At 59.4% G+C, this 14,484-nt stretch carries 11 protein-coding genes; 3 read left to right on the forward strand and 8 right to left on the reverse strand.

What is annotated here, in order from left to right:
* Positions 1–18 precede the first annotated feature (18 nt).
* Complete coding sequence (locus CFBP4996_RS28115; protein ID WP_080855412.1) at positions 19–1,437, reverse strand: FAD-binding oxidoreductase; 1,419 nt, start codon at positions 1,435–1,437, stop codon at positions 19–21.
* Positions 1,438–1,448: 11 nt separating this feature from the next.
* Positions 1,449–2,846 carry a 2-oxoadipate dioxygenase/decarboxylase HglS gene (hglS, locus tag CFBP4996_RS28120; RefSeq protein WP_080855211.1) on the reverse strand — a complete coding sequence of 466 codons (1,398 nt, stop codon included), beginning with the start codon at positions 2,844–2,846 and terminating at the stop codon, positions 1,449–1,451.
* A 107-nt stretch (positions 2,847–2,953) separates the two neighbouring features.
* Here hglS and CFBP4996_RS28125 point away from each other — a divergent pair, with 107 nt between their 5' ends.
* Positions 2,954–3,862 carry a LysR family transcriptional regulator gene (locus CFBP4996_RS28125; protein WP_080855212.1) on the forward strand — a complete coding sequence of 303 codons (909 nt, stop codon included), beginning with the start codon at positions 2,954–2,956 and terminating at the stop codon, positions 3,860–3,862.
* 220 nt (positions 3,863–4,082) lie between these two features.
* Here the strand turns inward: CFBP4996_RS28125 and CFBP4996_RS28130 are convergent, their stop codons facing one another.
* The 6 genes from CFBP4996_RS28130 to mocR all read right to left on the reverse strand — a co-directional run bounded on the left by CFBP4996_RS28130 (position 4,083) and on the right by mocR (position 11,524).
* A complete protein-coding gene (locus CFBP4996_RS28130) occupies positions 4,083–4,871 on the reverse strand; it encodes an ABC transporter permease (protein ID WP_080855213.1) in 789 nt (262 codons plus the stop codon).
* 4 nt (positions 4,872–4,875) lie between these two features.
* Entirely contained in the window at positions 4,876–6,084 is a 1,209-nt protein-coding gene (locus CFBP4996_RS28135; protein WP_080855214.1) for an ABC transporter permease, read from the reverse strand.
* On the reverse strand, positions 6,081–7,145 hold the full coding sequence (locus CFBP4996_RS28140) for an ABC transporter ATP-binding protein (protein WP_121490381.1): 1,065 nt from the start codon (positions 7,143–7,145) through the stop codon (positions 6,081–6,083). Before CFBP4996_RS28140 ends, CFBP4996_RS28135 begins: the two co-directional genes overlap by 4 nt.
* A 146-nt stretch (positions 7,146–7,291) precedes the next feature.
* Complete coding sequence (locus CFBP4996_RS28145) at positions 7,292–8,293, reverse strand: ABC transporter substrate-binding protein (protein ID WP_233283502.1); 1,002 nt, start codon at positions 8,291–8,293, stop codon at positions 7,292–7,294.
* Between the two features lie 86 nt (positions 8,294–8,379).
* Positions 8,380–9,756, reverse strand: a complete 1,377-nt coding sequence (locus CFBP4996_RS28150) for an aspartate aminotransferase family protein (protein ID WP_080855216.1) — start codon at positions 9,754–9,756, stop codon at positions 8,380–8,382.
* A gap of 58 nt (positions 9,757–9,814) precedes the next feature.
* Entirely contained in the window at positions 9,815–11,524 is a 1,710-nt protein-coding gene (gene mocR / locus CFBP4996_RS28155; RefSeq protein WP_233283495.1) for a rhizopine catabolism transcriptional regulator MocR, read from the reverse strand.
* Positions 11,525–11,905: 381 nt separating this feature from the next.
* Here mocR and CFBP4996_RS28160 point away from each other — a divergent pair, with 381 nt between their 5' ends.
* Together CFBP4996_RS28160 and CFBP4996_RS28165 are read left to right on the forward strand one after the other, a co-directional pair.
* Positions 11,906–12,886 (forward strand): hypothetical protein, encoded by a 981-nt coding sequence (locus CFBP4996_RS28160; RefSeq protein ID WP_170988541.1) that lies wholly within the window; start codon positions 11,906–11,908, stop codon positions 12,884–12,886.
* Between the two features lie 527 nt (positions 12,887–13,413).
* Positions 13,414–14,484, forward strand: coding sequence for an ABC transporter substrate-binding protein (locus CFBP4996_RS28165; protein ID WP_162936155.1), 1,071 nt, complete (start codon positions 13,414–13,416; stop codon positions 14,482–14,484).

The raw sequence follows: 14,484 nt of genomic DNA on the forward strand, positions 1-14,484 counted from the left end.
GGTTCTTCCTGTTGTCTCTCAGAATGTCATGGCGCCGAGCGGACCCGGCGAGGTGATAGTCTTGAGCCCAGCCGCGAGCCTGCGGATCTCGTCGGGCGTGTACTTGTTGTAGGAGGCCTGGTTCTTGCGGCCGATGGCGTGCTCGGCGCTGAAGCTGCCGCCGAACTGCTCGACCGCCACGGTGAAGACCCATTCGCGCAGGTTCGCCTCGAAATCGGGATCGGCATGGCGCGGATCGTCCTTGGCGACGACGAGGTTGAAGTGCACGCCGCCGTCGCCGATATGGCCGAAATCGCAGATCGTGACGTCCTCGAAATGTTCTGGCATTTCCGCCTTCATATGGGCGAGGAAGGGCATGATGTCCCCGCGGCGGAAGGACAGATCGAAGGCGATCAAGCGCCCGCTATGCTTCACGCCCTCCGACAGAGCATGGCGCAGTGCCCAGATCTCGTGCGGCGGGCCGACGAACGCGTCGGCAAGCGGTGCATCCTCGCGTTCCCAGATCGCGGCCAGCACCTCTTCCAGCACTGCATCGAGCGGCTGCTCGCCCTCGCGCGGCTGATTGGAGCGGGAGATTTCCGCAAGTATCACGAAGCCGGGCACCACGCCGCCCTGGAACGGGTTGCGCAACGAGGGCACATGATCGAGCGCGGCGCGGACAGCATTGCCGGACATGCCTTCGAAGGCCGAAAGGTAGCTGCCGAGCGCGTCTTCCATGGCGACGAGCAGGGTCGCGACCTGTTCGGGCGAGGAGGGCACCAGCAGGGCGGTGGCGGATTGTTTCGGGGCGGGCTCAAGGTTCAGCACACATTCGGTGACGATGCCGAAGGCGCCCGACGTGCCGATGAAGAGCTGCTTCCAGTCGACGCCGGTATTGTTCTTGCGCAGGTCCGAGGAAAGGTCGAGCACGGTGCCGGCCTCGTCTGCAAGGACGACGGTGAGGCCGAGCGTGTTGCGGCGGACATCGCCGTAGCGCAGGAAGCGCGAGCCGCCGGTATTGGTGGCGATCATGCCCCCGAGGCGTGGATCGGCGCCGAGATCGATCGGGAAGAACAGGCCGCTCTGCTCCAGCTTGCCGTTGACGTCGGAGAGGCGCAGCCCCGCGCCTGATTTCACCGTGCGGTTAATGCGGTCCAGCTCGAAAGGCGCGGTCAGGCGATCGAGGCTGAGAACGCCTTGACGACCACTTTCGTCCGGCGTGGAGCCGGAGACAAGGCCGGTATTGCCGGACTGCGGCACGAGGGCGATGCCGTTTCGCACGCAATAGGCAACGACGGCGGAGGTTTCCGCCGTCGTTGCCGGGCGGGCGACGAAGGCGGCGCGGCCCTTGTCGTAGCGCGCGCCGGTCTCGTAAGACGCCATGTCGGCGGGCACGGTAAGAAGACCCTTCTGGCCGAGCAGGCTTCCGAGCGCTTCGATATGGCAAGCCTCGATCACGCTGAACTCCGTCACGCGGCGGCAGCCACCATGTTGACGACGTTCAGGCAGTGCCCAAGCGAGGCGCGCTCGATGCCGGCATAATGAGCGAACTCGTCAAGCACGGCGCTGCCCAGATCGCGCTCGAACATCACCTGGTTGGGGCTTGCGACGAAGTCTTGCGTCGCATCGTCGCCAAGGTTCGACTGGAAGATCCCCGCGGCACTGACCGGGAGAAAATCCTCGTAGACGATCGGGTCGAACTGGATGAGGCCGGCTTCGATGGCGGTTTCGAGATCGGCGTTGCGGCCGGTGACCGACTTGCCCTTTTCCGTCAGCGCGTAGCGGAAATAGCCGAGGCCCGCCTTGCGGATACCGTCCCAGTCGTCCGGGAAGGCCTTGAAGACGTCGGCGAGCGCGGCCTCGTATTCGCCGGCGTTGGAGCCGTCGGCGGCCGGGCGCACGCGGGCGCGGGCTTCGTTCAGGAGCTGGTCATAGAGCGCACGGCCCTTCGGCGTCAACGCCACGCCGCGCTGCTCGATCTCGCCGAAGCGGGCGGTGTGCGAGCCCTTCTGCCAGCTTCCGTCCTCGGCGATGAAGGAGACGGCCTCTTCCAGCGCCTTGAACGAGGTCTGGCGCAAGAGGATCGGGCATTTGCGGGTTGGCGGGCCCTCGACGACGGCCTTGGGGGCGATGCCCTCCTGCGGCATGCGCGCCTGCACCTTGTCGATGTCGAGCGTGCGCGGCGTCAGGTGGTTGATATGCGGGCCCTTGAAGGAGACGACGTCGGCGATCAGGCGGTGTGCATCGTGCAGGCGCTTGTACATGTCGGCGCTGACGATGGCGTGGTCGTGCCAGCGGAAGGTTTCCAGCACTTCGGCAACGAAGCTGGCGGCGTCGGCCTCGTCGAGGCCGCCGTCACGCTCGGCCTTCTCGACCAGCGCGACCGCCGTATCGGTGAAGATCCTGCGGCCGGCGAGAACCGCGGCGGCTTCCCCGCGCAGCGCCTCGTCGGCGATGAGATCGAGGCGGAGCAGCGAGGTGAACACGCGGAACGGGTTGCGGCTGAGGCTTTCCGCGCCGACCGGGCGGAAGGCGGTGGAATGCACCGGGACGCCGGCGGTGGAAAGGTCGTAATAGCCGACCGGGAACATGCCCATGACCGCGAAGACGCGGCGCATCATGGAAAGTTCTTCCGGCGTGCCGAGGCGGATGGCGCCGTGACGCTCTTCCGAGATGCGCTCCAGCGAGTCGGTCGCTTCGAGGCGCGCCTTCAGGTGGGGGTCGGCGGCGAGCGTCTCGTCATTCACCCTGGCGACCAGCGACATCAGCGTGCCATAGGCCGGAACCTCGTCGCGATACATGGCGGACATGGCGGCGGAAAATTCACTGCGGATATGGTCAGAGGAAACATTGGCGCGGCCATCCATAACTATGCCCTTTAGCTCTCGTTGCTTAATCATTCTCCATTTTCATGATAACAAGAGATTGCGAGGCTTTCTTGCGAAGAATTCAACTGATTTGATGCGAGTATGGAATGAACCTCGGTCGCTCTCAGATACCCGACCTCGAACTCCTGCGCGCTTTCGAGTGCGCTGCACGTCACAACAGCTTCACGCACGCGGCCGTCGAACTGAGCCTTACGCAGAGCGCGGTCAGCCGCCAGATTCGCATGCTTGAGGCCCAGCTTGGCGTCGTCTTATTCGACCGTATCCGCAAGCGTGTCGTGTTGTCCTCATCGGGAGAAGCGATCCTTCCCGATATCGTCAAGCTGTTGCGCCAGGTCGAGGACGTTGTTCTTCGGGCGAAAGCAACCGGGGACGGCAAGAAGGTTCTGACGGTCGCAACTCTGCCGACTTTTGGGAGCAGATGGCTTATCCGGCGGCTTCCAGCCTTTCTCGAGGCCAACCCCAATGTCTCGATCAATGTAGTTTCGAGGACCGAGCCCTTCGACTTCCACGAAGAGGATATCGATCTGGCGATACACTACGGCCAACCCGTCTGGGCGAACGCGACCTGCTCCTATCTCTGCGGCGAGACCATTGTACCGGTTGTGAGCCCGGGCCTCGTCAGGAAATGTCCTGTCAAGCATGCCTCTGATCTTGCCGATGCGCCTCTATTGCATCTGGCGACCAGACCAAGCCTTTGGGTCGATTGGTTCAGAGCAAATGACGGCGACAATATACCAGCGCTTCATGGGAACAGGTTTGACCAGTTCAGCATGATCATCGAAGCCGCGGTTGCAGGGATCGGGTTCGGGTTGATTCCAGAATATCTTATCGAGGGCGAAATTGCGTCCGGGCTGCTCGTTACGGCAATCGATCTGCCATTGAGCACATCGAACGGCTATTACACCGTGATGGCGGATGGGCGGCGCAATGCTGCGACCGCACGAGCCTTCCAGTCATGGTTGCTGTCCCAGGTTGGAGCCGTTGTTACGCGGTGAAGGAAAAGTGTCTTCGCTCGGCGGATACCACCGGCGGCTTTGTCGGGAACGATACGTTTCCAATGCGAAACATGCGGCGAGTGGCTGTTCGGCTTTGACGCCAAGAACCGACCTTTCCTTTCGATGACGAAGCACACAGCTACCAGGAGGCCGCTTGCCTAAAGCAATAACTCCAAATTCTAGTTCTCGACCGGAAATTGAAGTGTCGGGCGCGCGGTTCCTAATTTGCCGTTGTGAGACCCACGCGCCTTCCTCGGACCGCAATTGTCAAAACTGATAACGTGGTCGTTCCGACGATGAACATGAAAGCTGCAGCCGCTATCGCCGGCGAGACATTGTCGCGCAGTTGCGAAAACATTTCTCGCGCCAGAGTGCGCTGATTGGCACCACCCAGAAACAAGGTCAGGATCACCTCGTCCAGCGACGTCGCGAAGGCGAACACGGCTCCAGACTGCAAACCCGGCATAGCGAGCGGCAAGGTCAGGCGCCGAAAAACCGTCCATGGCGGCGCACCAAGGCTGGCAGCGGCGCGCTCAAGCGTGCGGTCGATTCCGGCCAACGAAGCGGAAACGCTCACGACCACGAAGGGCACCGCCACCACCGTGTGCGCTATAATTACGCCGGGATATGAGTTGGTCAGCCCCATTCGCGACATCAGGATCTGCATGCCGACCCCGAGCACGACGACAGGTGCCACCATTGGCAAGAGGAAGACCATGCGGCACAGCCCATAGAGCCCGCCGCTGTGCCCCCGCAATCCCAGCGCTGCGAGTGTGCCGAGAATGACCGAGAGAGTAGCAGACACGAAGCCGATAAACAGGCTGTTGAAGATCGCCAGCCGCCAGGCGTTGTTGGTCAACAACTCTTCGAACCAGCGCAGCGAGACGCCGTTCATCGGATAGCTGAGCAACATGCCACCATTGAACGATAGCGGTAGAATAGCGAGAAGCGGCGCGATCATGAACAGCGTGCCGGCTATGCCGTAGGAAGCCTTAAGTGTGCGCATCATATTATCAAATCCCGCTGTTGCGATCGACCGACAGTCGGCTGTAAACGGCATAGAGTCCCATCGTAGCTGCAAGCAGGATGATGCCGAGCGCGCTGGCCATCTGCCAGTTGGCCGAACCGATTGCGTAAAACGCGATGAAGGAGCTGATCAGTTGGTCAGTAGGACCGCCCAGCAATGCCGGCATGATGTAGAACCCGATCGAAGTCATGAAGACCAGTACACTGCCTGAAACGATGCCACGCAGGCTCAGGGGCAGGAGCACTCGCCAGAAAGCGCGGAGCGGGTTAGCGCCAAGCGAGGCCGCCGCCGGCATCAGACCTTTTGGAATCGAAACAAGTACGCTGAAGATCGGCAGGACCATGAAGGGCAGAAGCATGTGCGTCATGGCAATCACCACGCCGGCGCGGTTAAACAGCAGAGGTACTGGCCCGGACGTCAGACCGACATTCTGCAGCATGCCGTTTAGAAGACCCTGCTCTTGCAGCAAAATGAACCAGGCTGCCGCGCGCACCAGCACTGAGGTCCACATCGGGATCAGTATCGCGGAGAGCAAGACCTGTCGCCAGATCCCCTCTACCGACGCAGCCACCAGCGCGAAGGGAAAACCGATCACAACACAAGCGACGGTCACCTGCAGCGCGATCCAGAACGTCCGAAGGAAGACAGACTGGTTGGTCGACGTTTCGGGGGGTAGCCGCACAAATGAGCCGTTCCCGGCGTATCCGAGATCGACAGCGGCCAGAATAAAGCGGCTGGTATAGGGCGAAAGCCCGTCAACGATGGCCTTCCAGTACCGCGGCTCAGCCCACCGACCGTCAATCGAGACGAGATCGACCTCGGCGTCATTGGCGCGTATGGCGGAGACAGTTCGGCCCATCAGGGAGCGGAAACCTGCCTGGGCGGCGTTAAGGCGGCGTACGGCATCCCCGATCGCCTGTTGATCGCTCGCGGCACGCAGATCGAAAACAAGTGCGGCCTGCATGGCTGCCGTCGGCGGCTCGGTGTCTTTCCACCCTGCCACCGCTGCGGGCATGGACGGAAAGACGCGCAACATCACTTCGTCCGAGACCGCCGTCCGCATCATGCTGGCAAGCGGCCAGAGGAAAAAGACCCCTAGAAACAGAACGAGTGGCGCGAGGAGTAGTGTGGCTCGCAGGTGAGGTATAATTTGCGGAGTGACGCGAATAGTCAGGTTGGGAACAGAGAGCGTCATGCCGGCACAATCCAGCAGTCATCCGAACCAAAGGACGCCATGACCTCTGCGCCGGCGGACAGGAGCTGCCGCTGGCGCCCCGCTTTTGCAACAAGTCCATTCGGCGGACCGTCCAACTGCACGCGAATATGATCGCCAAAATAGATGCTGTCGGCGACCGTTGTTGAGAAAGAATTGGTTCTGACCCCGGATCCATCAAGCATGATCCGCTCCGGCCGAAGCGATATGCATACACTCTGACCAGTTATCGCCTGGCCGGAGACTTGAACGCTACGACCGTCCGCAAGGCGCACGAGACTGCCATCATGACCCGATTGCTCCACCGTGCCCTCGAGGAGATTGGTCTCACCGATGAACTGGGCGACAAATCGCGTCGCTGGCCAGTCATAGATCTCTTGCGGGGTGCCTATCTGCTCGATCTTCCCCTTGTTAAAGACCGCCACCCTGTCCGACATGGTAAGTGCTTCGGCCTGATCATGCGTGACGAACACGATGGTTAGTCCGAGGCGGCGATGCAGATCGCGGATATCCAGTTGCATTTGCTCACGCAGCCGCTTGTCAAGGGCCCCGAGCGGTTCGTCCATCAGCACGACACGCGGTTCGAACACCAGCGCCCGGGCAAGCGCCACGCGTTGCTGCTGGCCTCCGGACAGTTGTGAGGGTTTTCGCTCCTTCAAGCCGGCGAGTTCGACCATCCCGAGCGCACGTTCAACTTTCTCCTCGATCTCTGCGCGTCCGAGGCCACGCATCTCAAGTGGAAAAGCCACGTTCCGAGCTACGGTTAGATGCGGAAAAAGGGCATAATTCTGGAAGACGACGCCCATATTGCGTTTGTGGGGCGGCAATCTGTCGATCTGGCGGCCGTCCACCCAGATATCGCCCTCGGTCGGCATCTCGAAGCCGGCCAACATCATCAGGAGTGTCGTCTTGCCCGATCCCGAGGGACCGAGGAGGCTGACGAATTCGCCAGGGTCAATGTCGAGGAACAGGTCGTCGATCACTTTCAGCGAATTGAAGGATTTCGATACGCGGTTGCAGCGAATGAAGGGATAGGGTTTCACCACCGTTGACGTCCTCGTACATTGCGCCGCGTCGAGCCAACTGGCGCCGCGGGGCAGCGGGGATCAAATGAAGATGCCGACAATCCGACATCGGCGGATTGGACCGGCGCGGCAGAACAACCAGATGTCTGCCACGCCGGAGAGAGCTATTGCGCAAGCCATGCGTTGAAGCGCTTGTTCAGCTCTTCGTTGTTGTCGAGCCAGAAGGCGGTATCGATCGGTATCGCGTCCTTAAGGTTCTCGGCAGCCGGCAACGTAGCGGCAATTTCGGGGGGGATCTTTGCTGCAGCGATCTTGTTCGGCAGGCCGTAGGCCATGATTTCCGGGAGCTTCACCATGTTCTCCGGCTGGCTGGCGAAGGCGATAAAGTCCATCGCCTTCTCCTTGTTCTCGGCGCCTTTGAGAATCACCCAGAAGTCGGTGGCGTAGACACTACCGGGCCAGACGATCTTCAAATTTCGTTTTTCGTTCTTGTTGAGATTGTTGATACGACCGTCATAGGCCATCGTCATCGCGACTTCCCCGGAAGAAAGCAGCTGGACCATCTGCGAGGCAGATTCCCACCAGATGATGCTGGGCTTCAACTCATCCAGTTTCTTGAAGGCGCGATCCACGCCTTCCGGCGTTGCCAGGACCTTATACACATCCACATTTGCGACGCCGTCAGCCATGAGCGCGAATTCGAGCGTCATCTTCGCTCCCTTTCGCATCCCTCGCTTGCCAGGGTACTTGTTGACATCCCAGAAGTCGGCCCAGCCTTTCGGGCCGTCCTTGATCTTGTCGCCATCATAGGCCAGCGGGGTATCCCAGACGATCACCCCTACGCCGCACTCGTGGATCGCTGTCTCGTTCCAGTCGTCCTTATTGCCGATCTTTTTCCAGTCGATCGGTTCATAGAGACCATCCGCACAGCCGAGTTCGAGCTCGTCGGCCTCGACCTGGACTACATCCCAGTTCGGATTTCCGGCCTTCACCTTGGCCTGGATGAGGCCGTAGCCACCGTTCCAGGAGTCGTCCAGCACCTTGATGCCAGCCTTCGCGGCAAACGGGTCGAAGTAGATTTTCCGCTGCGCCTCCTGATAGGGCCCACCCCATGAGGTGACGGTCAGGTCACGGGCCGATGCTTGTGTTGCCAGCGCTATTGTCATGGCGCCGCAGCAAGCGGCGATCGAGACACTTCTTTTCATCTTATTCCCCTTCTTTGTTGGTTATTGCGAGTTTTTGACCGAGGCGGCTAAGCTGCGGCAGGCACGATGGATTCCAGTACGTTGTCCAGCGACGTCTTGAAGCGGCCAACAAGGTCGTCGACCTGGTCGGCCGTGATGATCATTGGCGGGCAAAAGAGGACTGCTTCCCCGGAGGGACGCGACATAACGCCATTGGCCAGCATTGCGTCCGACACCATGGCGGCGAGGCGGCCGGCGGGTTCGAAAGCGGTCTTTGCGGCCTTGTCGACGACCAGCTCAACTGCTGCCAGGAGGCCTACGCCCCTCACTTCGCCAACGAGGGGATGATCTTCCAGAGCTTTGAGTCCAGCCCTGAGACGCTCTCCCATCGCAGTTGAGTTGGCGGCGAGATCCCGCTCTTCGATAATGTTGATGTTTTCAAGCGCGACAGCAGCTGCCACCGGGTGACCACCGCCCGTAAATCCATGGCCCAGAATTCCGAGGCGTCCGCTTTCCTCAATGATCGGTTCAACGACCTTCTCGTTGAAAAGAATTGCGGATATGGGCAGATAGGACGAGGATAGTTGTTTGGAGAGGACAAGCACATCGGGAGCGATGTCATAGGTCGTGCTGGCGAACATCTCGCCGGTGCGACCGAAACCGTTGATGACCTCGTCAGCGACCAGCAGGATATCGTACTTCTTCAGCACAGCCTGGATCTTGGTCCAGTAGGTGGCTGGCGGGACAATCACGCCCCCGGCGCCCATTACGGGCTCGGCTATCATGGCGCAGACTGTTTCCGGCCCTTCCTCGAGGATGCGCTGCTCCAGCTCCTCTGCGAGGCGCGTCGCAAATGCCTCCTCGGCCTCCCCGGGAAGTGCTTCCCGGTAATGGTGAGGGCATGTGAGGCGAATGACATCCGGGACGATGAGGTCGAACGAGCGATGATTGTGTGGCAGGCCGGTCAGCGATGAAGCTGCTATCGTGATGCCGTGATAAGCGCGATTGCGGGTAATGATCTTCTTCTTCTGCGGCTGCCCCATGGCGTTGGCGCGAAACCAGAGGAACTTCAAGACCGTGTCGTTTGCCTCAGAGCCCGAATTCGTGAAGAACACCTTGCTCATCGGGACGGGCGCCATCGAAATGAGCTTTTCCGAAAGGTCGACCAAAGGGCCGTAGGAGCGATGATAGAAGGAATGGTAGTACGGCAGCTTGTTCATCTGCCTGACCGCGGCGTCGACAAGGCGCTTCTCGCTGAAGCCCACGCCGACGGACCAAAGTCCCGCCATCGCTTCGATGTAGCGCTTGCCGTTGTTATCGATGACGTAGATGCCATCGCCTTCCTCAACAACGAGCGGCCCCACATCACGGTGCTTCGGACCATTGGTGTTGCCATGCAACACGTATGCAATATCGCGGGCTTCGATCGAGTTTGGGTTGACCATGTTTTGTCTCTTTCTTTGATTTACGCGTAAATTAGGAGGTTGCTTGGCCGCCAGCGCATTAACCGCTCCCGCGTCGTCCGGAAGACGTGGATTCTGCATGGATAATCTCGGCGAAGTTGGTTATGAGGCTTTCCATCGTGCGCTCGTCCAATGCGGCATAGCCGAGAACGAAACCATTCTCTGCGCGACCGTGCAGATAGTGGTTCGACAGTGGCATCACATTGAGAAGACGCGCATTCGCCCGGTTCGCGATCGCTTGATCATCGAGGTCCCCCTTGAGCCGGAAGGTCAGCTGAATGCCGACATCGCTTTCAAAGGGCTCGAGCCAATCGCCAAGATGCTCATCGACGAGCTTGAGAAAATACGCGCGCCGCATGCCGTAGAGACGGCGCATCCGCCGCAGGTGGCGAGCAAAATGGCCTTGCTCGATGAAGTCGGCGAGCGTGGCCTGTAGCGGCAGCCCTGCGAAATGGCCGCTGACAAACAGCGCGTGCGAGAAGTCGGCTCCGATGGCATCCGGCAAGACCATGAACCCGATGCGAAGCGCCGGGAACAGTGTCTTGGCAAACGTTCCGATATAGATAGTCCGCTCAGAGACATCCACGCCCTGCATCGCTGGAACGGATGTTCCCGACATCCGGTATTCGCTGTCAAAATCATCTTCGATAATCCAGGCGCCCTGCGCCTGGGCAATCTCCAGCAGACGGAGGCGCTGGTCCATCAACATCGTACTACCGAGAGGCTGCTGGCATGACGGTGTTGTGTAGATCAACCGGACTGGATCCCTTGGCAGAGCCTGAAGTCTCCAGCCCTCGGAGTTGACCGGCAGTGGCGCAAGACGGGCGCCGGCAGCGATGAAGGCTCCCTGAGCCCCGCGGTATCCCGGTTCGTCCATCCAGACGAGATCGCCCTCCTTCAGCAACAGTCTCGCAATGAGATCGAGGGCGGACTGGGCGCCGTTGGTGATCACCACCTGGCTCGCCTTGCATCGCACGCCCCTATAGGCCTGGAGATATTTGGCAATGGCTGATTGCAACGGTGGATAACCCGCGACGTGGTTGTAACCGAACAGTTCCTCGCTTTTTGCCTGGAAGCGCCTGCCCATGAGACGATTCCAGGTCTTGAAAGGGAAACCGCGTATGTCGGGGGTGCTCGGACGTAAACCGACATGCCCCGCATGTGCAGGGTAAAGAGAATGGCGGCGCATTGTCAGGCCGCCCCGAACGAGGTTCCCATCCCCCCTGATCGGGTTTTCGACAGACCGCGGCGACGATGGTCCTGCGGGAAGGTCGACAACGCATGTGCGGGCACCCGGCCGCATTTGCACGTAACCCTCGGTGGCCAGTTGTTCATAGGCCGCAACGACGGTGTTGCGAGAAACAAGGATATCCTTGGCAAGGCTGCGGCTCGAGGGAAGGCGCAGGCCGGGTGGCAACACGCGACGCAAAATGAGGTCGCGCAAAGCGCGATAGATTTGCCGCTGCATCGGTTCGTCGAGGGCCCGATCGATCGAAAGGGCAGCCAGAGGCAGCTCTGTTACCGCAGAACTGGCACCTTCGTTTTTCACCAATGTGGTCCTTCCATGCGTCCAGAGAAGCCGTATCCTGCCTAAGAAATCAGCGTGCCCCAAAATTGAGCCAGCGCCGGCAATTTGCGAATTGTGCAGCGCAATGTCAACAGTGCAGATGCGAAAAGTAAATATAAATTCAGTATAATCCTGATCGAAGCATTTCGGTTTCAGGATAAGCGCAATATTGTCCAAATACACTTTGGCAGTATCCGCCGTCTGTTCGACATTATTACTTAGTTATAAGCAGCTTCGTGATAGTCGCCCTGATGTGATCTTGATTAATAGTTATCGCCCGCACCTTGAGGCGCCGGACGGCGTGCCGCGCACAGGGTCTGGCGCTATCAAAATGACAAGCGGCTCCAAGCAATGGCTCGGGAGGGAAAATGCTACAGGTCCTGTTGGATCGTCTGCTCTATCGGCAAGCTAGGGTGGTCGATGCTTTCGTTGCGGTGGGTTCTCACCCCGTCAGAGACGGCGTCCCGCATTCCGCATATATCGAAGGCTGGCTCCGCCCCGTGGCCGGCACAGCAGCCTCAGCGAACGTGCGTTCTGATTTCCACTGCGATTGCCGAGGCGGGATTGAACCGGGTCGGCGCTGGTGATGTCGTGGGGAGCGCCGGATCCTTCGCCCCAATCGCATTTTCGCGTCCATTCAACAAATACCGACCCTCGCCAATCCGGCAGTCGATCTCAATCATTTTGTTGTTGCTGAGACGCAGCCAAGAGCCGCACGGCCTGTCTCCAACCTGGAATAAAATATCCACTTTCGAGAAAACCATGGACCAGTTTGTAATTCTTGCATTCTTGATAAAGATGGCGATATCGGCTTTCGTTGTTGTCATTGCCGCCGCTGCTGTCGAGCGTAGCGGTCCGTTCGTTGGCGCAATGATTACAACCCTGCCACTATCGGCCGGACCAGCCTTTGCCTTTCTTGCGCTGGATCATGGATCGGCCTTTCTCGCGAGCGCCGCGATGAGTAGCTTGGCGGGAACTGCCGCAACAGCTATATTTATTACCGTATACTGTCGCTTGGCTAAGCAACCGAAACTGTTGCTCAATCTTGTGCCAGCACTTCTAGCTTGGGGAGTGATCGCGTGGTCAATCAGTCTGGTTCCGACCAATCCCGTTATTCTCGTAGCGGTCAATATCACTGCGTTCGCGGCTGCATTCATCTTGACACGCGACTTTCGGCGCGGTTCCGAAATCAACTTGGCCAGCAAGCGCTGGTGGGATGTGCCGGTTCGAAGCTGCGGTGTAATGGCCTTGGTTGGTCTGGTGCTTTTGGCAGGCCATTTGTTCGGATCCAAAGTGTCTGGCGTCCTCGCACTGGCGCCAATCGTGATGACCAGCCTCGTGGTGATCCTGCAAAGGCGGCTAAGCAGCCGGGCTGCAGCGCAGATGCTTGCCCATGCCCTTCCCGGCATGGCTGGTTTCAGTGTCGCGACAGTTGTTCTTGGTTTTTCGGCAGTGCCGTTCGGTGCGCCGGTCGCCCTACTCTTCCTTCTACTTCTCTCGGTCGTCTGGAACCTTACCTTAGTCACTCTTCGCCATACCTTTTAGTGCGCCGTGACCGCTTGTCCGGTTTAGCTGTCAAAGCAATCGGCCTGCCTGCACTGTGATGGCGGGCGGGCAACGCAATGCTGCGGCTGCATAAGCCTTCCAGTTGTGGTTGCTGTTTCAGCTTGCACCGTTCTCGAGGCTCGAGAGAACCCACCAGCACTCGGAGCAGACAGCCGGCAGCTTTGTCGGGGAGTAATGCGTCTCCAATGCGAAACACGCGGCGAGTGGCGGTTTCGGTTTCGATACCGAGAAACTCTCTTTCCTTCCGATGACGAAGCACGTAAATCGATGATTGACCTCCCGGCACCATGAGCCCGTTGGCTGACAGTTGGAACGGGAGACGCATCTTTCCCTGAGAATCCTGTCTTGGGAACGTTTTGCGGCCTTTGGCCCGGCTTCCTGAATTCATCGAAAAGACGGATGGTTTGATCGGAAAAACGCGGCCGACGCACCCCTCGCAGCGGATTGACCAACACAATTCCCAGAGAGAAGATCGTTCCTGTCATCAGAAAAATAGGGGAACGACAATGTTCGAAGATCAAAAATCGACGCGCCGTGACGTTTTAAAGATTGCGCTGGCCGCTGGCGCTGCTTCCGGAATATTTCCTGTTCAATCGGCATTCGCCGCCGATACTCTCGTCGTCAGTGACTTTGGCGGCGAACTCGGAGACTGGAACAAGCGGTTCATCGACGGCCGTTTTACCAAGGATACCGGAGGCTCGGTCACTCGTGATGCTGGCGCCGACAACGCCGCAAGACTTGCCAAGATCAAGCTCGGGATTCCAGCCCGGACCTACGACATGTGCTTCTTTTCGGACGGGTACTTCGCCCGCGCCGAGGCGGAGGGCGTGCTTGCCGGCCTCAATGCCAGCTCGGCGAATATTCCGAACATCGCGAACGTCGACTCCCGGTTCATCAAGCCGAACTACGTCGCAAATTTCTATAACGGGCTCGGACTCGCCTACAATCCGAGCATGGTCAAGTCGCCGCCGACATCCTGGGCCGACATGTGGAACCCGGAATACGCCGGCAAGATCTCGCTTCCCAACATCAGCCATTCCTTCGGCCTGCACGTCATTATGATCTGCGGCCTGGTGGCCAGCGGCAATATGAAGGATGTCGACGGCGCCCTTGTGAAACTCAAGGAACTTGCGGCCCTGAAGCCGATGTGGGCGCTCGATTCCTTCACGCTGATGCGCAACCTGGAGCAGGGCGAAGCGGCTATCGGCTGGATCGGCCGCGGCGAATATTACACGCTCCTGAAGAAGGGCAACGTCGAGACCAAGTTCGTGATGCCCAAGGAAGGCGGGTTCCAGGCCCATTGGGCTTATGCGCCGGTCAAGAACACCCGCTACATGGAGAGCGTCGAGAAGTACATCAACATCTCGATCGATGCGGAGGTCATGGCCGGCTACGCGCAGAACTTCGGCTGGACGCCGACCAACAAGCGGTGGGTCGAACACGTCGATCCTTCGGTCGTGAAAATGATTGCAATGACCGACGAGGAGAATGGTCGCATCGCCGATGTCGACAACGCCTGGCTCAACAGCAATTGGTCGGATCTGACCAACAAGTGGAACCGAGTCGTCGGAGCTTGA

Source organism: Agrobacterium leguminum (assembly GCF_005144435.2).
GTDB classification, from domain to species: Bacteria; Pseudomonadota; Alphaproteobacteria; order Rhizobiales; family Rhizobiaceae; genus Agrobacterium; species Agrobacterium leguminum.

Coding starts and splice junctions, on each gene's coding strand:
- CFBP4996_RS28145 (WP_233283502.1), bottom strand. CDS start 8,293: ATGACAATAGCGCTGGCAACACAAGCATCGGCCCGTGACCTGACCGTC.
- CFBP4996_RS28125 (WP_080855212.1), top strand. CDS start 2,954: ATGAACCTCGGTCGCTCTCAGATACCCGACCTCGAACTCCTGCGCGCT.
- hglS (WP_080855211.1), bottom strand. CDS start 2,846: ATGGATGGCCGCGCCAATGTTTCCTCTGACCATATCCGCAGTGAATTT.
- CFBP4996_RS28135 (WP_080855214.1), bottom strand. CDS start 6,084: ATGACGCTCTCTGTTCCCAACCTGACTATTCGCGTCACTCCGCAAATT.
- CFBP4996_RS28130 (WP_080855213.1), bottom strand. CDS start 4,871: ATGATGCGCACACTTAAGGCTTCCTACGGCATAGCCGGCACGCTGTTC.
- CFBP4996_RS28150 (WP_080855216.1), bottom strand. CDS start 9,756: ATGGTCAACCCAAACTCGATCGAAGCCCGCGATATTGCATACGTGTTG.
- CFBP4996_RS28165 (WP_162936155.1), top strand. CDS start 13,414: ATGTTCGAAGATCAAAAATCGACGCGCCGTGACGTTTTAAAGATTGCG.